21 protein-coding genes and 2 tRNA genes are annotated in these 20,269 nt (G+C 41.6%); all 23 read left to right on the top strand.

Annotated features, from left to right (window positions below):
- The first annotated feature begins 69 nt into the window (after positions 1-69).
- A complete protein-coding gene (gene aroD / locus HMPREF9624_RS05340; protein WP_009536863.1) occupies positions 70-1,305 on the top strand; it encodes a type I 3-dehydroquinate dehydratase in 1,236 nt (411 codons plus the stop codon).
- Positions 1,306-1,440: 135 nt separating this feature from the next.
- Positions 1,441-2,082: a TlpA family protein disulfide reductase gene (locus HMPREF9624_RS05335; RefSeq protein WP_009536862.1), complete on the top strand. Its 642-nt coding sequence runs from the start codon at positions 1,441-1,443 to the stop codon at positions 2,080-2,082.
- A gap of 57 nt (positions 2,083-2,139) precedes the next feature.
- The gene (locus HMPREF9624_RS05330) at positions 2,140-2,868 is read left to right on the top strand and encodes a B3/B4 domain-containing protein (RefSeq protein ID WP_009536861.1); all 729 of its coding nucleotides are present in this window, start codon (positions 2,140-2,142) and stop codon (positions 2,866-2,868) included.
- Positions 2,869-3,005: 137 nt separating this feature from the next.
- Positions 3,006-3,078 (top strand) — tRNA-Val (locus tag HMPREF9624_RS05325).
- A gap of 83 nt (positions 3,079-3,161) precedes the next feature.
- Positions 3,162-3,235 (top strand) — tRNA-Met (locus HMPREF9624_RS05320).
- A gap of 175 nt (positions 3,236-3,410) precedes the next feature.
- A complete protein-coding gene (locus HMPREF9624_RS05315) occupies positions 3,411-4,181 on the top strand; it encodes a phosphatase PAP2 family protein (protein ID WP_009536860.1) in 771 nt (256 codons plus the stop codon).
- Positions 4,178-4,747: a DUF5662 family protein gene (locus HMPREF9624_RS05310; RefSeq protein WP_009429613.1), complete on the top strand. Its 570-nt coding sequence runs from the start codon at positions 4,178-4,180 to the stop codon at positions 4,745-4,747. The genes HMPREF9624_RS05315 and HMPREF9624_RS05310 overlap by 4 nt, the downstream gene beginning before the upstream one ends.
- A 76-nt stretch (positions 4,748-4,823) precedes the next feature.
- Positions 4,824-6,578, top strand: coding sequence for a 1-deoxy-D-xylulose-5-phosphate synthase (locus tag HMPREF9624_RS05305; protein ID WP_009536859.1), 1,755 nt, complete (start codon positions 4,824-4,826; stop codon positions 6,576-6,578).
- 85 nt (positions 6,579-6,663) lie between these two features.
- On the top strand, positions 6,664-7,839 hold the full coding sequence (locus HMPREF9624_RS05300; RefSeq protein ID WP_009536858.1) for an acetyl-CoA C-acetyltransferase: 1,176 nt from the start codon (positions 6,664-6,666) through the stop codon (positions 7,837-7,839).
- Between the two features lie 2 nt (positions 7,840-7,841).
- Positions 7,842-8,681 carry a 3-hydroxyacyl-CoA dehydrogenase family protein gene (locus HMPREF9624_RS05295; protein WP_009536857.1) on the top strand — a complete coding sequence of 280 codons (840 nt, stop codon included), beginning with the start codon at positions 7,842-7,844 and terminating at the stop codon, positions 8,679-8,681.
- Positions 8,682-8,695: 14 nt separating this feature from the next.
- Entirely contained in the window at positions 8,696-9,331 is a 636-nt protein-coding gene (locus tag HMPREF9624_RS05290) for an acetyltransferase (protein WP_009536856.1), read from the top strand.
- Between the two features lie 65 nt (positions 9,332-9,396).
- Positions 9,397-10,680, top strand: coding sequence for a DegT/DnrJ/EryC1/StrS family aminotransferase (locus HMPREF9624_RS05285; protein ID WP_009536855.1), 1,284 nt, complete (start codon positions 9,397-9,399; stop codon positions 10,678-10,680).
- A 71-nt stretch (positions 10,681-10,751) separates the two neighbouring features.
- The gene (locus HMPREF9624_RS05280; RefSeq protein ID WP_009536854.1) at positions 10,752-11,498 is read left to right on the top strand and encodes a sugar transferase; all 747 of its coding nucleotides are present in this window, start codon (positions 10,752-10,754) and stop codon (positions 11,496-11,498) included.
- A complete protein-coding gene (locus tag HMPREF9624_RS05275) occupies positions 11,491-12,573 on the top strand; it encodes a glycosyltransferase family 4 protein (RefSeq protein WP_009536853.1) in 1,083 nt (360 codons plus the stop codon). Before HMPREF9624_RS05280 ends, HMPREF9624_RS05275 begins: the two co-directional genes overlap by 8 nt.
- Positions 12,574-12,670: 97 nt before the next feature.
- Positions 12,671-13,804: a glycosyltransferase family 4 protein gene (locus HMPREF9624_RS05270; RefSeq protein WP_009536852.1), complete on the top strand. Its 1,134-nt coding sequence runs from the start codon at positions 12,671-12,673 to the stop codon at positions 13,802-13,804.
- A complete protein-coding gene (locus HMPREF9624_RS05265; RefSeq protein ID WP_009536851.1) occupies positions 13,794-15,026 on the top strand; it encodes an O-antigen ligase family protein in 1,233 nt (410 codons plus the stop codon). Before HMPREF9624_RS05270 ends, HMPREF9624_RS05265 begins: the two co-directional genes overlap by 11 nt.
- Before the next feature lie 67 nt (positions 15,027-15,093).
- Positions 15,094-15,987: a WavE lipopolysaccharide synthesis family protein gene (locus HMPREF9624_RS05260; protein ID WP_009536850.1), complete on the top strand. Its 894-nt coding sequence runs from the start codon at positions 15,094-15,096 to the stop codon at positions 15,985-15,987.
- Positions 15,971-16,981: a WavE lipopolysaccharide synthesis family protein gene (locus tag HMPREF9624_RS05255; protein ID WP_009536849.1), complete on the top strand. Its 1,011-nt coding sequence runs from the start codon at positions 15,971-15,973 to the stop codon at positions 16,979-16,981. The genes HMPREF9624_RS05260 and HMPREF9624_RS05255 overlap by 17 nt, the downstream gene beginning before the upstream one ends.
- Positions 16,971-17,978 (top strand): WavE lipopolysaccharide synthesis family protein, encoded by a 1,008-nt coding sequence (locus HMPREF9624_RS05250; RefSeq protein ID WP_009536848.1) that lies wholly within the window; start codon positions 16,971-16,973, stop codon positions 17,976-17,978. Before HMPREF9624_RS05255 ends, HMPREF9624_RS05250 begins: the two co-directional genes overlap by 11 nt.
- A 4-nt stretch (positions 17,979-17,982) precedes the next feature.
- Entirely contained in the window at positions 17,983-18,618 is a 636-nt protein-coding gene (locus HMPREF9624_RS05245; protein WP_009536847.1) for a PI-PLC domain-containing protein, read from the top strand.
- Entirely contained in the window at positions 18,602-19,231 is a 630-nt protein-coding gene (locus HMPREF9624_RS05240; RefSeq protein WP_009536846.1) for an HAD family hydrolase, read from the top strand. Before HMPREF9624_RS05245 ends, HMPREF9624_RS05240 begins: the two co-directional genes overlap by 17 nt.
- The gene (locus tag HMPREF9624_RS05235; protein ID WP_009536845.1) at positions 19,228-19,944 is read left to right on the top strand and encodes a glycosyltransferase family 2 protein; all 717 of its coding nucleotides are present in this window, start codon (positions 19,228-19,230) and stop codon (positions 19,942-19,944) included. Before HMPREF9624_RS05240 ends, HMPREF9624_RS05235 begins: the two co-directional genes overlap by 4 nt.
- Positions 19,941-20,267 carry a hypothetical protein gene (locus HMPREF9624_RS05230; RefSeq protein WP_009536844.1) on the top strand — a complete coding sequence of 109 codons (327 nt, stop codon included), beginning with the start codon at positions 19,941-19,943 and terminating at the stop codon, positions 20,265-20,267. The genes HMPREF9624_RS05235 and HMPREF9624_RS05230 overlap by 4 nt, the downstream gene beginning before the upstream one ends.
- Positions 20,268-20,269: the final 2 nt, after the last annotated feature.

The raw sequence follows: 20,269 nt of genomic DNA, 5'->3' as shown, positions 1-20,269 counted from the left end.
AATCATAAAAAAGGAATCCGACGGAAGGAAAAGCCATAGAAACAAGAAGAACTAAGAGGAGAACAGGAAATGGGCATGATTGTACCGATTCAGGGAAAAACGGAAGAAGAGTGTTTGGAAACTTTACAGGCCCTGAAAGAAAATCCGTATTTTCCCCATATCTATGCGGTGGAGCTTCGCTACGATCTTCTGGAGAGGCACGTAGAGCCGCTTTCGGATTTTCTGCGGAAGAGCAGGGAAATCATCGGAAAGAAAAAACTTATTTTTACGATACGGACAAATCGACAGGGTGGTGCATTCCCCTTTGGAAAGAGCTATTTTCAGGCGAACATTTTAGCCATGGAAAGTCGTGTTCCGGACTATATCGATCTCGAGGTGGAAACCGGAGAGGAGGGAAGAGGCTCTTGGAAGGAATGTATCGCCATGGTACAGGGGCTGGGAGGGAAGGTGATTGCCTCCTACCACGACTTTGAGAAAACTCCCGGACTGAGGGAATGCGAGGAAATTCTGAATCAGCTTTCTTCCTATTCTACGGATATTGTGAAAATCGCCTTAATGCCGCGCTCCAAGGAAGACGTATTGAATCTTATGCTCGCCGGGAGGAGATGGAAGGATAGAAATCCGAAAAGGGAACTCATTTCCATGTCGATGGGAGAGCTCGGGAAGGCTAGCCGAGTCCTCCATGATTTATCCGGTTCCTCACACAGCTTTGTACAGGTTTTCTCCGCTTCCGCACCGGGACAATGGGGGATAGAAGACTACATGGAAGTCAGTAAGAAACTATCCGGGAAAAAAGGCCTTGCGTTACTGGGATTTATGGGGAGCGGAAAATCCACCTTGGCGCCCAAAATAGCGGAGCGCTGCGGCTGGCAGGCTTATGAGATGGATCAACTTCTGGAAGAAAAATTCGCTATGCGAATTGAAGAGTTTTTTCGGAAGTTTGGAGAAGAACGTTTTCGGAGAGAAGAAGCCAAACTTCTTCGTTCTTTATCCGGGAAAGAGCACGTTCTTTCACCCGGCGGAGGCGTCGTCTTAAGAGAGGAAAACAGAAAGGTTTTAAAGGAGCATTTCTTCAGCATTTATATCAAGGTAAGTCCGGAGACAGTCTTAAAGCGCCTTGCAGAGGGGAAGAACGTCCGTCCTCTGTTACAGGGAAAGATGAATGTCAACGAAATTGGGGAAATGATGCGGAAGCGTAGCGCCTACTATGAAGAGGTTGCGGACTATATTTTGGAAGGAGACGGAAAGAGTGTATCCGCTTGTGTAGAGGAGATCTACTCCGCTCTTCTGGAAAATGGATTATAGAATCTTTAGTCTTGTTTTCTGAATTTTAATACAAAAGTTCTTGTTAAAAGAGGATTTAAAACTTATCTTAGTAGGAGCTAATCCGGAGAAAAAACTGTTCTCCAATGAAAAATGCAGAAAAGAAAGGGAATAAGAATGTTGGTTTTTAGAAAATGGATGCTTCCGGCAGCACTTGCTGCCTTAACCCTGCTTTCCGCTTGTGGAAACTCCGCCGGTGCCGGGAAGGAAACTAAAGAAACGAAGACGGAGGGAACAAGCGCTGTGGCAGGAGAAGCTGCTACCGAGAAGGAAGGCGCGAAGACAGAAAATACAGCGGATGACAGTAAATTTGCGGTTTCCGATGACAGTTTAACTTTTACTGCAAAGAATCTGGATAAAGAGGACATTGACAGTTCCATCTTTGCGGATAAGGATCTGACCGTTTTAAATGTCTGGGGAACCTTCTGCGGACCCTGTATTAATGAGATGCCCGAGCTCGCCGCGTGGGCGAAGGAAATGCCCGAAAACGTGCAAATCGTCGGATTGGTAGCGGATATTTCCGGAGAATCGGATGATGAGCATATTGCCTTAGCAAAGAAGATTATGGAGCAGTCCTCCGGGGAGTTTACGAACATCATTCCCGGTGTAGACTTTGTTCCCCTTCTTTCCAATGTAGTAGGAGTTCCGACAACCTATTTCATCAATAAAGAAGGAAAAATAGTGGGAAGACCGATTGTGGGCGCACAGGTTCCGAAGTATAAGGCTTTTGTGGAAGAGTATCTGAAGAGTTTAGAATAAGAAGCTTTTAGGGATAGAACTTTTAGTTTGGAGCATGGATTTTAGAAAGGAGAGTAGATGAAGAAGTTTATTGTAGAAGATGACTTTTGGCGTATTTTCCCGGAGGCCAGTATTGCCGTGCTAACTGTAAAGAATGTACAGGAAGCGGCCGTATTGGATGAAATCACTGCCGGAGAAATCAAGACTCTCCTAGAGGATGCCAATGAGGGCGCCAAGCGCTTTTTGACGAATGAAACCATTTCCGAAAATGAGGTGGTGAAAGCCTGGAGAGAGGCCTATTCCAAATTCCCTACAAAGAAGGGAGCACGGTGCTCATTAGAGGCTCTATTAAAGAGAGTTTTAAAGGGAAATCCGGTAGGAAGTATTGCTCCCACAGTGGATATTACGAATGCCATTTCCTTGAAACACGCCTTTCCCATTGGTGCTGAAAATATGGATGCTTTTTGTGGAGACCTGCGTTTAGGACTAATGCAGGGTGGAGAGGATTTTTGGCCAATCGGCTCGGATAAGCCGGAGCCTCCACTCCCCGGAGAGATTGCCTATTACGATGATGAGGGTGTAATCTGCCGCTGTTGGAACTGGCGTGACGGAAAACGTACCGAAGTAAACGATGACACGACGAAAGAGTTTATTGCCATGGAGTGTGTTGAACCCGGACGTGTCGGAGAATTAAAAGAGGCTTTAGAGGAACTTGCCAAACTGCTCTCTAAATATGTAGGCGCAGAAGTCATCAATAAGCAGATTGTAAATCGAGATAATCGGGAAGCTGTTTTGGAAGAAGAATAAAGAGAAGTAAAGTTGAGACTTAATTCAAGAAAATTTAGGTCTAAAAATACTATTTTTAAAGGAATAAAAAATAAAATTTTTATTGACAAAGTCTTTCCGTTTTAGTATCATTTACTGGTCGCGATTCACGCGACTACGGGGTCTTAGCTCAGCTGGGAGAGCATCTGCCTTACAAGCAGAGGGTCACAGGTTCGAGCCCTGTAGGCCCCATTCTTCGGTCCGGTCTGCGTTTTATACGCAGCCTGGGTCGGATTTTTTTAAGACAGTAGCCAAGACTATGGCATTCTGTTTAAGGCGAGATAGCTCAGCTGGCTAGAGCACACGGTTCATACCCGTGGTGTCGAGGGTTCAAGTCCCCCTCTCGCTAGAGTGAAGGAGTTGAAACTTTGTTTCAACTCCTTTTTGCAATTCATAACGAGATATCGCTCGCAAAGCGTGTGATATCTTGTTCAAAACGAAAACTGTCATAAAGCACATAGTTCCTCTCTGCTTTAAATTGTGGAAGAGAGGATAACAATAGGCGTTTCTTGGGAAGTGAGAGCATGGAAAGATTCTGGGAAAATCTATATCGGAAATATCGGAACAGTAAGTGGCCCGGGATTGTAGAAAAGCATCCGAAGCTGCATCGCTTGCTGTCCCTTTTTTACCGTTACCGCTACGCAAATGTGCTCTGGATCGGAATCATTTATCCCATTTGGTTTGCCTCGCTTGAGAGCCGAGTTACGGTCAGCACGGGTTACCATATCATGCATACCTATCTGGATGATCGGATTCCTTTCTGCGAAATCTTTATCGTTCCGTATTTCCTTTGGTTTATCTACATTTTTGCGGGGCTTGTTTATTTTATGTTTGTCAATAAAGAGGACTTTTATAAGGTCAGTCTCTTTCTTTTTATTGGCATGATTGCAAGCCTCATCATCTGTGAAATTTATCCGAACGGAACCGATTTAAGACCGGCTTACCTGAGCGACAAGAACATTTTCCTCCTCATGGTGAAAAGCCTTTATCGGGTAGATACGCCGACCAATGTGTTTCCCAGTATACATGCCTACAATTCTCTTTGTATGCATATTGCGTTAATGAAAAGTAAAGATTTACGAAGAGCCAAATATGGCAGGGCGGTTCGCCGGTTTTCCGGCTTCCTCTGCATTTTCATCTGTATTGCTACACTGGTTTTAAAACAGCATTCCGTACTGGATGTCGGCGGAGCACTGCTCCTTTCCTTCATTACCTACGGCTTTGTTTACGGTTATCCGAGCTTTACCTTGGGAGAATATTGGGAAGAGAAGAGTAGAAACAGGGAAAGAGTATGAAACAAAATTACTTAAAAAATGCCATAGGGCATTTCAAAACCATTACGAAGCATAAGCTTCTTGTCATGCGTTATTGCTTTTCGATAGGCTTGTATAAGCAGGGACTTCTGCACGACCTGTCCAAATACAGCTTCACGGAGTTTCGTACCGGAATACTCTACTATAGAGGCTATAAGAGTCCGAACGGTGTGGAAAGAATCGAGACGGGAACGTCCGAGGCGTGGTTACACCACAAGGGAAGAAACAAGCACCACTTCGAGTATTGGTGCGACTATGACCTTGAAAATGTCCATAGGATGATTGGTTGCAGAATGCCTTACCGCTATGTGGCGGAGATGTTCTGTGACCGGATTGCGGCATCCAAAAATTATTTGGGTGAGGAATATACGGACGACAGACCCTATCTCTATTATGAGAAAATGATAGGAACGCCGCTCATTCATGAGAAGACGCGGGAGGAACTGGAATTTCTGCTTCGTCTTCTGAAGGATAAGGGGCAGGAAGAGGCTTTTTCTTACCTTCGAAAAGAAATTAAGAGGAGAAGGAAGGAAAAGGAGTTTTTTTAGGGGAAAGATGGTATGATAGTGCGATAGGGCAGATAAGATAAGGCACCCAAAGCTTAAAGAGTGGAAAGGAGTCGTTATGGTACTGGAAAGAATCAACGGGCCGGAGGATTTAAAGGGCTTAACGAAGGAAGAAAGAGATACACTGGCACGGGAAATGCGGGAAAATCTCATTCAGCGTGCCAGTTTACACATGGGGCACGTAGGACCGGATCTCGGTTTTGTGGAGGCGACCATTGCCTTACACACGGTATTTGATGCCCCGAATGATCATTTGATTTTCGATGTTTCACACCAGACCTATCCGCATAAGATGCTCACCGGCAGAAGAGAGGCCTATATGGATCCCGAGCATTATGATGATGTAGGTCCCTATACCGATCCGAAGGAAAGTCCCTATGACCTTTACTCCATCGGGCATACTTCGACTTCCGTTGACCTTGCCATCGGCATGGCGAAAGCAAGAGATATCTTGGGCGGAAAAGAGCATGTTGTAGGCATCATCGGAGACGGGTCTCTTTCCGGCGGTATGGCACTCGAAGGCTTGAATGTTGCTGGAGAAATGGACAGCCCTCTCATCCTTGTTTTAAATGATAACGACCAGTCCATTGCGGAAAATCACGGCGGAATGTATAAGAAGCTCGCAGAACTTCGGGAGACAAAAGGCGAAGCAAAGGACAATATTTTTCGCGGTATGGGTTTGGAATATCTCTATGAGGGAAACGGCAATGATGTAGAAAGCCTCGTGCGGATTTTCGAAAAGGCGAAGAGTTTTAAGCGACCTGTGTTGGTGCATATTTTCACCAGAAAAGGGATGGGACTTCCCTATGCGGAAGAGCATAAGGAGGAGTGGCACTGGCACATGCCGTTCTACAGAGAGACGGGAAAGACCAGAGAGGAATGGGAATTTGGCGAGGACTTGAGTGACAGGACTGCGGATTTTCTGCTTCGGAAAATGAAGAAGGATCCGTCTATTCTCGTTATTACCGCCGGCGTACCGGGAGGCATGGGCTTCACCGCGGAAAAGCGAAGAGAAGCGGGAGAGCGTTTTATTGATACCGGGATTGCCGAGCAGAGCGGTGTGACACTGGCCTGTGGCGCGGCGAAGCGCGGAGCAAAGGCGCTGTTCTTCACCTCTGCCACCTTCTTACAGAGAGCATATGACCAGATTTCCCATGACGCGGGAATCAATTCTCTCCCGATTACAATCGTGGTGAACAGCGCCTCCCTCTTCGGGATGAGTGACAAGACACACCTCGGCCTTTATCTTTCTTCGATGGCGAACTCTATTCCGAATCTCTTTGTTCTGGCACCGGCTTTTAAAGAGGAGTATTTTGCCATGTTGGACTACAGTATGGAGCAGAGGGAAAGGCCGATGCTGATTTTGGCTCCGTCCGACGTGGTGGAAGATGAACTTCCGGTAGAAAAAGACTTTGGAAAGCCTGCTTTCCGGACGGTAAAGGCAGGGAAAGATGTGGCAATCTTCGCTCCCGGTTCAATCTACGGAGAGGGGAAGGCTGCAGTAGAACTTTTGCAGGAAAAATACGGAATCACGGCAACACTGATCGAGCCGACTATTCTTTCTCATCTCGATGAAGAGTGCCTTCAGACTTTAAAGAAAGAGCATAAGCTTGTTGTAGTGCTGGAGGACGGGATCTTAGACGGCGGTTTGGGTGAAAAAATTGCCCGTTACTACGGCATGGATGAGATGAAGGTGCTTTGCTTGGGCCTTAATAAGGAATTCTACGACGAATATGACGTTACGGAACTTCTGAAAGAGCAAAAAATGGACAGAGAGAGCATCGCGGAAGCCGTGGTGAAGGGATTACAGTAAAGTTTATTATATGTAAGGGGAAAATTCGAGAGAATAGCAGCGAATACGCTTTATCACGTTTCTTTTATCAGAAAGGATAACAAATATGAGAAGAGTATATTTACTGGGAGCTTGCAGAACGGCCATAGGAAAAATGGGAGGTGGCTTATGTTCTCTTTCGGCAGTGTCTTTAGCATCTACCGTTATTAAGGAGTCCATTAAAAGGGCTGGACTGAAAGAAGAAGATATAGAACATGTGATAATGGGCTGTGTGATTCAGGCTGGGCTGGGGCAGAATATGGCACGACAGGCTATGCTGAAAGCGGGGCTTCCGATAGAAACCACTGCAGAAACAATCAATATTGTTTGTGGATCGGGACTGGAGAGCGTAAATCAGGCAGCACGTATGATTCAGACCGGTGATGCAGACATCGTTTTAGCAGGAGGGGCGGAAAGCATGTCCAATGCTCCTTATTTATTAAAACAAGCCAGATTCGGCTATCGAATGGGTAATGGCGAATTGGTGGATACTATGATAAATGATGCTCTATGGGATGCAACGAATCAGTATCACATGGGGATTACTGCTGAAAATATATGTGAAAAATGGAATCTTTCGAGAGAGGAACTGGATGCATTTTCAGTAAGGAGCCAACAAAAAGCGGTAGCTGCCATAGAAAATGGAAAATTCAAGGATGAGATTGTACCCATAGCAGTAAAAGTAAAAAAAGACACAGTACTGATAGATACTGATGAAAGTCCGCGCCCTGATGTTACGGTAGAATCACTTGGAAAACTGAGAGCGGTATTTAAGGATGGAGGCAAGGTGACTGCGGGGAATTCTTCAGGAATTAGTGATGGAGCTTCAGCGGTCATTCTTGTGAGCGGAGAAAAGCTCCAAGAACTTGGCTTAAACCCTATGGCGGAATGGCTCGGTGGTTCTCTTGGTGGCGTTGACCCTGCTATTATGGGAATTGGACCGGTGGAATCTACCAAGAAACTTTTAAAAAAATTAAATATGAAGTTGGAAGATATCGATTTGATTGAAGCAAACGAAGCATTTGCGGCACAATCTATTGCAGTACAAAGGGAATTAGGAATTTCCAATGATAAGTTGAATATTAATGGAGGAGCTATTGCTTTGGGACATCCTGTCGGTGCTACAGGATGTAGAATTCTAGTTAGTCTTCTTTATGAATTAGTGAAAGAAAATAAGTCAACCGGTTTAGCAACTTTATGTATTGGAGGCGGAATGGGATGTTCCACTATTGTTAGGAGGTAAGAATGAAAGTTGGCATTGTAGGAACCGGTTCCCTTGGTCCGGGGATAGCTCAAGTATTTGCACAGTGTGATGAAGTGGAAAAGGTCATTCTTTGTAAGGGAAAAAAAGAATCTAAGAGAAATGGGAAGGACCAGCTGGAAAAGAATTTATCGAGACTGGTAGAAAAAGAAAAAATCAGCAAAGAGTCAATGGATTTTATTCTCAATAAAATTATTACCGGTAATATGGAAGACTTGAGAGATGTTGATTTAGTAGAAGAAGCAGTTTCTGAAGATCTGGAGATTAAAAAGACTGTGTTTAAACGCTTGGATGAGATTTGCAAACCTGAGTGTTTCTTTGTTACCAATACATCCTCCTTGCCAATTAGAATGATAGGGGAAGGGCTTAAGAGACCTCTTGCCGGAATGCACTTTTTTAATCCTGCACCGGTCATGAACTTGGTTGAGATTATCAGTTGTGAAAATACTCCTAAGGAAATATTGGATTTTCTTATGGATATTGCTCGTAAAATTGATAAAACTCCCGTGGAAGTAAAGGAAGCACCGGGATTTATTGTAAATCGAATTTTGATTCCTATGATAAATGAGGCTATCGGTATATATGCTGAGGGTGTAGCGACGGCAGAAAGCATTGATACGGCTATGCGTTTAGGGGCAAATCATCCAATGGGGCCTTTGGCTTTAGGGGATTTAATTGGTTTAGATATCGTTCTCGCCATTTTAAATGAAATGTTAAAAGAGACCGGAGACATTAAGTATCGTCCCGAGGCTTTACTAAAAAGAATGGTTAGAGAAAGAAAGTTGGGAAGAAAGACCGGAGAGGGATTCTATCAGTATTCATGAGGATATGTTGAAGTATGATGAAAGATTTATATATTATAGGGGCAGGTGGATTTGGAAGAGAAGTTGCATGGCTTGTGGAAAGAATTAATGCAATTAGCCCAAGCTGGAATCTGAAAGGCTTTATAGATGATAATGCCCTGCTTTTAGGAAAACGCGAAAATGAGTATAAAGTTCTGGGAGACTGTGATTATCTTACAAGTCTTGGTGAAGTTTATGCAGTCTGTGCCATCGGAACAGCAAAGGTAAGAAAAAAAGTAATAGATAAATTTAAAAATAGTCAAGTTATCTTTGCGAGCCTAATCGATCCGTCTGTTATTATCTCGGAAAAAGTTACTATAGGAATGGGAACGATTATTTGTGCAGGAAGTATTGTGACTGTAAATATAAAAATCGGTAATCATGCTATAGTGAATCTGGATTGTACAATCGGTCATGATACTGAGATAGAGGATTTTGTGACAATTTATCCAAGTGTCAATGTTTCAGGAAATTGTCGAATAGGGCAGTGCACTGAACTTGGAACGGGAATGCAGATAATACAAGGCAAACGGATCAGTGAAAACTGTATTGTAGGGGCAGGTTCTGTTGTAGTAAAAGACCTTTTAGAGAGTGGAACCTATGTGGGGTGCCCTGCAAAGAAAATAAAGTAATCAGGGACTGTATAATTAAGATTACTTTAGGGAATGGAACATAAAAGATAAAGGAGTTTCAAGGAATGAAGTCATTGGATGGTATAAAGCCTTTTGAAAAAAGAGTTTGGCTCAGTTCCCCTACCATGCATGGGGAGGAACTGCAGTTTATGCAGGAGGCCTTTGAGAGCAATTGGATGTCTACAGTAGGGCAGAATATCAACGAGTTGGAAAGACTTGTTGCGGAAAAAATAGGTTGCCAATATGCTGTTGCGCTTTCTGCAGGTACAGCGGCCTTACACCTTGCGACAAAGCTTGCAGGGGAAAAGCTCTATGGGCAGGCGAAACCGCATGAAGGAACTCTTAGGGGGAAAAAGGCATTCTGCTCGGATTTGACTTTTGATGCTTCGGTTAATCCCGTCGCCTATGAGGATGGGGAAGCTGTATTTATTGATACGGAAGGGGATACTTGGAATATGGATCCCTTGGCTCTGGAGAAGGCTTTTGTTCTTTATCCTGATGTAAAGTTGATTGTCTTGGCGCATCTCTACGGAACGCCCGGTAAACTTTCGGAAATCAAGGAAATTGCCAAGAAACATGATGCTCTTATCATTGAAGATGCGGCTGAATCTTTTGGCGCAAAATATAAAGGGATGGAAACAGGGAACTTTGGGGATTATAACGCCATTAGTTTTAACGGCAATAAAATCATCACCGGTTCTTCAGGCGGAATGTTTTTGACAAACTCAAGGGAGGATGCGGACAAGGTAAGAAAATGGAGTACCCAGTCCAGAGAAGATGCACCTTGGTATGAGCATGAGGAGATTGGATACAATTATAGAATGTCCAATGTTATTGCCGGAGTAGTACGAGGACAGTTACCCTATCTTAATGAGCACATCGAAAGAAAGAAAGAGATTTATCATAGATATAGAGAAGGACTTAGAGATTTACCACTTAGTATGAACCCCTATGATAAAAATAACACTGAACCGAATTTCTGGCTAAGTTGCATTTTGATTCAGGAAGAAGCAATGTCTCCTATTGTGCGCGGAGAAAGAGAATATTTATATCAGTCTCAGAAGGGAAAAAGCAATCCGCAAGAAATCATGGAGATGCTCACGCGAGTCAATGCGGAAAGCCGTCCCATCTGGAAACCTATGCATATGCAGCCGATTTATAGGATGAATTCCTTTGTGACACGGGAGGGTAATGGACGAGGTCGGACAAATGCATATATTGATGAAGGAGAGATTATGGATATCGGGGCGGATATCTTCCAAAGAGGACTCTGCCTGCCCTCCGACAATAAGATGACGGAAGAAGAGCAGGAAAAAATCATGGAAGTGATTAAAAGAGCCTTTGCTTAGTTGGCTATTTAAGGACGAACTTGAATATCAAATGATAAAAATTAGATTTTTATGATAGGAGTGGTTCTGCAATGAAGTTTATAGTGAAAATCATAAAGGGAATCCTATTTATCTCAATATGTGCTGCCGGAATAGCCTTTGTTCTTGATATGTTGGAAGAGAGAAAAAAGAAAAACAAGAGGATGTACGAAAACTTTGTGAAAAGACCGCTGGATTGTTTTTTAGCGGTGGCTGCTTCTCTTGTTTTTTCGCCCCTTATTTTTCTACTTTGCGTTTTGGTTCGTCTCTTTTTGGGAACACCGGTTTTTTTTGAACAAGATAGACCCGGAAAAAATGGGAAAATTTTCAAACTATACAAGTTTAGGACAATGACAGAACAAAGAGATGAGAATGGAAATTTATTGCCGGATGAAAGGAGACTAACTCCTTTTGGGAAAATGCTTCGATCCACTTCACTTGATGAATTACCGGAACTTTTTAATATTATTAAAGGAGAAATGTCGTTAATTGGTCCAAGGCCCCTTCTGGTTAAATACTTGCCTCTATATAATGCGGAGCAAGCCAGAAGGCATGAAGTAAGACCGGGCCTAACCGGACTTGCGCAAATAAGGGGAAGAAATTCACTGAGTTGGGAAGAAAAATTTCAATATGATACGGAATATGTGGACAATATCACATTTTGCGGAGATTTGAAAATAATAGGAGAAACCATTTTCCGTGTTTTAAAAAGAGATGGAATTGCAGATGCATCCGGTGTAACCATGACGGAGTTTCGCGGAACAAAACCGGAGCAAGAGAAAGAGTCAAGCAATGGATAAAATACTGATTTTAGCCAATTCCGATGTTGGACTGTATCTGTTTAGGAAAGAGTTGATTATTGAGTTGATAAAGCATCGGGAAGTGCATATTGCACTTCCTGAAGGCGAGTATATTTCTGCTTTGAAAAGTTTGGGATGTAAAATTCATCATGTTCCGGTTGATCGAAGAGGAATCAACCCTTTTTCCGACTTGAAACTTATTTTAAAGTATGCAGCCCTTATCAAAAAAATAAAACCAAACAAAATCATCACTTATACAATTAAACCCAATATATATAGTGGAATTGTTGCAGCTTGGGGGAATTTACCCTATGCCGTTAATGTAACAGGTTTGGGAACCGCTTTTGAAAAAGGGAAATTATTACGGAAGTTTGTGTCTTTTTTATATAAACTTGCGCTAAGAAAAGCGGACGTGGTTTTTTTTGAAAATAAGGCCAACAGAAATATTTTTCTGAAAGAAAGAATAATAAGAAAGACGCAAGCATGTGTCCTTCACGGCGCCGGTGTTAACTTGGATACCTTTTCTGTACTTCCTTATCCTGAAAACGCTATAGGATTTTCCTTTTTATTTATGGGAAGAGTAATGAAGGAGAAAGGCATAGATGAATTGCTTTTTGCAATGAAAAGACTAAGGGATGAAAACTATGATTGTGTTTTAGATATTGTAGGGGGATTGGAAGAAGATTACCAAGATGAAATTCGACAGTATGAGAAGGAAGGCTGGATTCACTACCATGGATTCCAATCCAATGTAAAGCCATTTATTGAGAATTGCCAGTGTGCAATCCTTCCTTCTTGGCATGAAGGGATGTCGAATACGAATCTGGAGTGTGCAGCAAGTGGAAGACCAATCATTACCTCTGCTATACCGGGATGCAAGGAAGCGGTTACGGATGGAATAAGCGGCTATTTAAGTGAAGCCGGAAATGCTGATTCTTTGTATGTATGCATGAAAAAGATGATGCAATTAAGTGAGAGAGAAAGAGAACTGATGGGAAAAGCCGGACGTGAGAGAATGGTAAAGTATTTTGATAGAAAAGCGGTGATTCAAAAAACATTGCAAAAATTATTGTAGTTAACATCTCAGTAATAGATTTTACTTCAAGAAAATCAGATAATACTACATTGGGGAATGATGCTGTCTAGGTAGATTTAGGGAGGTTAAGCTGTCGATGGAAGAAGTGATACTGGTAAATTATACGGGGAGAAAAGGCGGGGGGCCGATTGATGCACTCGAGATGGCAAAGGCTTTTTCTCTAAACGGTTATAAAGTTATAGCTATTTTATCTAAAGACATCAGTAATAAAGCGGATTGGGAAGACTTTTCTTTTGAAAAACTGATTTGGATTGATTCTTCAGCCAATATATTCACCTTATTCCTGCAACTCTTTTTCTTTCGCCTTACAGTCGGAAAGAAAATCAAAAAATCACTTCAAGAATATGGAATTCGTTTCATTTATTGTCCAATGGTATCGATACTGACAAGTAGAATTAACCGTTTATTTCCCAAGGAGAAAATAGCTGTTGTGAATCATGACCCCATTCCTCATTCCGGTGACAGAACCAAAATCTTGGCTAAGATCGCTGAGCTACAAGATATATACGATAAAGCGGATTGTATTGTCGTACATAGTGAAAACTCAAAAATGATCGTAGAAGAACAGTACCATGGAAACAAACCGGTTTGTTATGTTCCGCTCGGACCGCAGAATGTAAGGGGAACGGGAGTTTCTAAACTCGCCACTCCTTCTGATTACGTTAATTTTTTGTTTTTTGGAAGAATTGAGAAATATAAGGGAATAGAAGTTTTACTGAAGGCATATCAAAAAGTAAAACAGAATTTTGCAAAGTGTAGTTTATCTATAGTGGGGAATGGTGACTTTTCTCCCTATTTGGAATTAAGCAGGGATTTATCAGATTGCACAATTGTAAATCAGTGGATAGCAGATGAAGAGGTAGGAGATTATTTTCTGGGGAATAATCTTGTATTGGTTTTACCCTATTTGGACGCAACACAGTCCGGCCCTGTTTTGATTGGGTATCAGTTTGGAATTCCTGCCATTGTCTCAAATACAGGAGGACTTAAGGAACAAGTTAACGAGAAAACAGGGCTTTTGGTAGAAGCCGGAGATGTAGAATCTTTGGCAACAGCAATGGAAAGAGTTTGTCAAAATCCGGACTGGATTCATTCTACGAAAGATGCAATACAGGAATATATGGAGGAAATAAGCTGGAGAAATTCAGCAAGGAGTATTGTTGATTTCATGGATACAGCGGGTAGAAGTGGAGATAAAAATGATGTCTAAGCATAGAAGGATTTTTGAAATTCTTCTTATTTTATTAGCGTTTTCTTTACAGTTTGAAGCCGGAGCAGTTCGAATTGACAGGATCTGGGCTATCGGAATACCAATAGCGTTAATTCTGATTATTTTGTTTAATATGAATATGGGAAGGTTTGCTATACCTAAAATCGTAGTATTATTTCTTGTGATTCTGGTTTATTTAACGATTCTAGCTATTTGTTGGACTCCGTTTTATATAGGTAGTCCTTTGAGACTAAAGAGAGTTGCATATGAATTTGCGTGTTATTTGAGCCTATTTTTATTTTTTTACTGTGCCTATTTAACTGAAAAAAATAGACTGGGAGATTATTTATTAAAGTGGATTGCAAGGTCTACAGCGCTTGTAGCAAGTCTTTCTTTTTTTACAGAAGCTTTTGGGCTGATGCCAATACGAAAATATCTTTATCTTTTAGGGAATATTAGATTTGGCGGTTTCTTGCAGAATCCCAATGATTTTGGACTTATGGGTCTTGTGAGTATTGTGTATTGGGTAAACTCGGATGAAGAGCCCATATATTATAGGATGCCAGCTTTACTTTCAATAGTGTTTAGTTTTTTTGCAGGAAGAAGCAAGGGACCATTTGCTTTCTTAATGCTTTATTTTCTTGTCTATATTTGGAATTACTTTTCTCGAAAATCGAGTTTTTTTGCAAAAAAGAATGCACTGTATGCGCTTTTTTTTGTGACAGCGATGGGAGCTATGACAATCTTACTTTTTCTATTATTCAAGGAGGAAATTCGAAGTATTCCAATTTTCAATCAAAATCGAATTTTAAATATGATTATAGCGCCGGGAAATGCTTTAAATGCTAATGGATCGGATAGAATGATTGCTTGGCAAGGAGCTTTAATTCAAATAATGAAATCCCCTTTAATAGGAGTGGGTATAGGGGGGAGCAAGGCAATTCTTACTTATTTGGAATATCCATATCCTTATGTTACGCCTCATAGTATGTACTTGGAACTTTTTGCACAATGCGGTTTATTTCTTGGAATAAGTGTTATTTGCGCATTATTCTTTTTTGCTATAAAATTATCGAAAAGAAAAGAAAATAATAGCTTTATCTTGCAGCAGGCTTTTGTCTTACTTTTATGGAACGGATTATTTTTTGGTGTGACTTGGTATTCCGTATTCTGGATATTATTTGGAATTTTATATTATAGGGGGCGAGAGAAAGAGATTTAAAGTTTATTGGTAGGGTGGTAACCATTGGATAGACTTATTTCTCACTTTAGAAATATAGGAGTGAACATTGATTAGTAGCGAAAAGATTACGGTAGTAGTACAGGGGGCGATAGTCCCGGATGAGGGGAGAGGGACCAAGGAAGTGTGCGAGAGCATTCGCGCATTGCTTCCCGGTGCGGAAATCATCCTTTCCACATGGGAAAACAGCAATTACCAAGGGATTCCTTATGATAAAGTCCTGGAAAACAAAGACCCCGGAGCCTTGGATTCTCAGTATGAGGGAAGAGAGAAGAGTGCTGTAAGAAATAATTTTAATCGCCAGCTCATTTCGACCCTGCAGGGGATAAGAGAGGCGGGAAGAGAATATGTGATGAAGCTTCGTTCCGATTCCTTATTACGGGATCTATCTTTTTTACGTTTCTATGAGAAGTATGGGAGGGAGCAGAATATAGCCTGCTTTGAACCCAGAAATCCATGGGGGGAATTTCTGAATCAACTCAGTCTTTGTGATTTTTGGTTTTTTGCACCAAAAGAAAAGATGCTTAAGCTTTGGGATATTCCCTTATATGAGAACGGTATGTTAAAAGAAAGAGATATTCTGGGAGAAGAATATTTGCTGGGACAGTTTATCAGAAAAAAAGAAAATCTCGAGCTTCCTGTCTTTTTTTCCGATGCGGCATCGTATCGAGATACAATCTACAAAAGCACACTTCGAGATGATTTTTTGATTATACCCAACAGAAAGTCCGGAATTTTCTGTACGAAATATCCCGGACTGAATGACTTTTATACGGTTTGCATCAAGCACTATGTCATCAGCTTTTCCGATTGGATCAGTTTTCAGGAGCCGGGGAAACAAGTGAAGCAATTTCTTGCTTTTCACTTTTTACAAGGATTAAGCGGAACGATATTTGGACGCATCAAGAAGATAAAAAGAGGATCACATGGAGCAAAGAAATAATCTGAAAGATGATATCCGGACAGAAGAAATCAGTTTCGTTATCCAGGGACCTATTTTTCCGGAGTATACCGAGGCAGTGTGCAAGAGCATCAGAAAATTCGCTCCGGGAAGTGAAATTATCCTCTCTACCTGGGAAGGAGCGAACACGGAAGGCTTGGACTATGACAAGTTGATAGAAAGTGCCGATCCGGGAAATTTTATTTTTCGACTTCCTGAAAAAATGGATAACGGTTCAGACCGCTATCCCATGAACATTAATCGTCAGATTGTTTCCACGAAAAACGGGATTCAGCTTGCTACAAGAAAGTATGTCTGTAAGCTAAGAAGTGACTTGAAGCTGGAAGGTCTGGGATTTTTGTCCTATTACTGTAAATATAACGCGGAAATCCGAGAGCCCTATAGTCGAGCCTTACGACATAGAATTGTGACGCTCTGTTCCGCGAATCCTAAGAGATTACTCCCTTTTCCGTATTATCTTTGTGATTGGTTTTTCTTTGGTCTTAAGGAGGATGTACTTAATCTTTGGGATATCCCGCTTATCGAAGAAAAAGACCTTAGAAACAGGCAGGAAGACGGCACTTATCCTATGGTGGACAATTTTGGGAATGAACAGTATCTGTGGATTTCCTTCTTGAAAAAATTTCGGGAAGTGGAGATAGAAAACGGCTATGCCTTAACGGAAGAAAATCTGGAAGATTCCGAAAGAAGCTATGCGAATTGCTGTATTTTTGTAACGGCGAAACACGCCAATGTCTATTCGATGAAGGTGAAAAATACAGGATATGGGGCCTATACGGCTTTTTCCAATGCCGGTCTTTATACGGAAAATGACTGGCTTTGTTTTTATAACCGTCATTGTTACGGAAATGAAAAGGAGAAATCCGATCTTTTTGAAAATTTGCTTTTCAAACTAAGCGTGCTTTTACGCAGTTTGAAAAAGACGAAGTTTAGAAAGCTTTATGAAGTGCTGAAGAGGATAGGGAATGGAAAATAAGATTTCTGACAGGGATTTAAGCTTTGTGGTACAGGGAAATATTGCTATAGATAAGGATTCGGGAGAAAATTTCACTCGAAAGGCCTGCGAAAGCATCAGGCGTTATTTTCCCCACGCAGAAATCATCTTGTCCACTTGGGAAGGGCAGGATATTCAAGATATTCCTCATGATCTGGTCTGCTTTTCCTCTCCGATTGAAACCTACTCCATTATTCGTCCGGATGGAAAGAGTTATTTTCATACCGTAAATCATGAGATTATCACGAGTCGGAAAGGCCTTGCGCTTTGCCAAAGGAAATATGCCGTGAAGCTTCGCTCCGATATGGTTTTTTATGGGGAGGATATTCTTAAGTATTTTAATCGTTATGAAGACCATGCTACGGAGAATTATTGCTTCTTTCAAGAGAGGGTCTTGGTTTTACCCTGTTACAACTATCGTAGAACCAAGTTGGCCTATCCCTACAATATCTGTGATTGGATTTACGCCGGTTTGCAAACAGACCTCTTGGATCTTTTCTCTATTCCCCTGGAGGATTATAGTAGCTTGCGTATCCGAGACGGAGAGAAAATTCCAAGAGTAGAGGATAACATGGGGGCGGAGCAGTACATCTGGGTGGCGTATCTTAGAAAGAAGGGGCACCTTCAGCACTTTTACAACAGGGAAAGATTCAGTTCGGAAGAATGGCTGGATTTTGAAAAAACGATTGCGGAGAACTTTGTTTTTCTCTCTGCCGACACGATGCAGGTCAATATCTTAAAATCGCCTTTTGCTTCCTACGCATCCAGACCAATCTTGAGTCAAGGGCTCTATACAAATATGGAATGGAAAAGATTATATAATTCTTATGGTGGTGGAAGGATAAAAATAGTGTATAATCCCTTAGAAGATGTTCTGTATTGGGTTTTCTATCATTTACGCCATTCATTATCTTCTCGCTGTCCTAAAATACATCGTTTATGTACATCCGCTTTTAGGAAGCTAAGAAAAAGGAGGTAGCAGCATGGAGATCATAGCGCATAGAGGGTATTGGAAAGAAAAAGAGGAAAAAAATTCTTTAGAGAGCTTTCGGAGAGCCAAGGCTTGCAATTTCGGTACGGAAACGGACTTTAGAGATTATGGAAGAAAATTAAAGATTTCCCATGATATGCCGGGTGAAGAGAGCTTGAATGCGGAGGAATTTTTTAGTCTCTATCAGGATACGGAGCTGACATTGGCAATCAATATCAAAGCAGATGGACTGCAGAGCTTAATCAAGGATTTTGTGGAAAAATATCGGATCAAACATTATTTCTGTTTTGACATGTCCGTTCCGGATACCCTACTTTATACGCAAGAGGGAATCCGCTTCTTTGCAAGAGAAAGTGAATATGAGAAAAATTTATCTTTCTATGAAGAAGCACAGGGGGTATGGATGGATGGATTTCATTCCGATGATTGGATTACAGAGGAAAGAATACAAGATCATCTTGCACATCATAAGAAGGTGTGTATCGTTTCTCCGGAGCTTCATTCCCGAGAGTATAAGAAAACCTGGGAACGCTACAAGAAAATGAATATTTTGGACAGAAACGATATCATACTTTGCACAGATTATCCGGAGGAGGCATTAGAGTATTTCTATGGGGAAAACAATTAAAGCGGTCTTGTTTGATATGGATGGAGTTTTGATTGACGCGAAAGACTGGCACTATGAAGCCTTAAACAAAGCATTGGGCCTGTTTGGAATGGAAATCAGTCGATACGACCACTTAAGTACTTTCGACGGATTACCGACGAAGGTGAAGCTGGAAATGCTGAGCAAACGTTATTATCTTCCACAGGAATTACATTCCTTTATCAATGAAATGAAGCAGGAGTTTACCATTGACATTATTCATGAAAAGTGTCATCCGCTTTTTCATCATGAGTATGCTTTATCCAAGCTTCATAAGGACGGTTATAAGATAGCGGTTTGCTCCAACTCTGTAAGAAAGACCATTGAACTCATGATGCAAAAGGCCGGATTGATGCCATACCTGGATTTAATCGTTTCCAACGAGGATGTAAAAAGAGCTAAACCGGATCCGGAGATGTATTTAACGGCGATGGAAAAATTCGGACTGGATCCAAAGGAGTGTGTAATAGTAGAAGATAACCCAAACGGTATTCAGGCAGCCAAGGCCAGCGGTGGAAATGTTTTAGAGGTAGCTACGGTTTTGGATGTGAATTTTACGAACATTTACAACAAGATAAAGGAGTGCGAGAGATGATAAATATTTTGTTGCCATCCATGGGAGGAAGCAGTTTTTTTAAAGACAGCTACTTTCCCAAGATGATGTACGAGATTTGCGGAAAAACAATGCTGGAACTTGTTGTGGATAATTTCAAAGAATTGGATCCGAAAAAATATATCTTTGTTTTTTCTAAACAGGAGTGCATGCAGTTCCATTTGGATCAGTCTGCAGAGATGCTTTCGGACAAAACAAAGGTCATACAGCTGGAAAATGATACTGCCGGTGCCTTATGCACCTGTCTTATGGCAGTAGAGTGTATTGATAAGGATGAACCACTAATTATCGCTAACAGTGATCAGATTATTGAAGTGGATTATCAGAAAATTGTGGCTTATTTTCAAGAGAAAGACGCGGATGCGGGCTTGATTACCTTCCCCAATATTCACCCAAGATGGAGCTACGTGGCTAAACAGGGAGATGAGGTTATAGAAGTTGCGGAGAAGCGTCCTTTATCCAAGGATGCCATAGCCGGCTTTTATTATTTTAAAAAGGGAAAGGATTTTATCGAGGCGGCAAAGAGAGCCTTACTGAAGAAAAACAGCCTTGAAGGGAAGTTTTATATATCCGCATCCATCAATGAGCTGATTCTACTTGGGAAAAAAGTTCTTTATTATGATATCCCGGCTGAAAAGTACAAGTCTTTCTACTCGCCGGCAAAAATCAAGGAATATGAGGAGGGAAAACATTGAAAGTAGGAAATTTATCTTCCATGACCGGAGGCTGGTTCATAGGAAACTTTGAACCCTCCTTATTTAAGACTAATGATTGCGAAGTGGCGGTAAAAAGCTATAAAAAAGGGGATAAAGAGGGGAAGCATTACCATAAGGTGGCTACGGAGTACACGGCTATTATTCAGGGGAAGGTGAGAATGTTCGATCAAATCTTTTCCGCCGGAGACATCATTGTGGTGGAGCCCGGTGACGTGACAAGCTTTGAAGCCTTGGAGGATAGCGTAAATGTTGTGGTAAAGATGCCCGGACAGAATAATGATAAATACTTAGTGGAGGAATAGAA

This window comes from Oribacterium asaccharolyticum ACB7, from assembly GCF_000238075.1.
GTDB lineage: Bacteria > Bacillota > Clostridia > Lachnospirales > Lachnospiraceae > Oribacterium > Oribacterium asaccharolyticum.
Note: the sequence above shows the minus strand (reverse complement) of the source record. Positions and strands in the feature narration are given on the sequence as shown.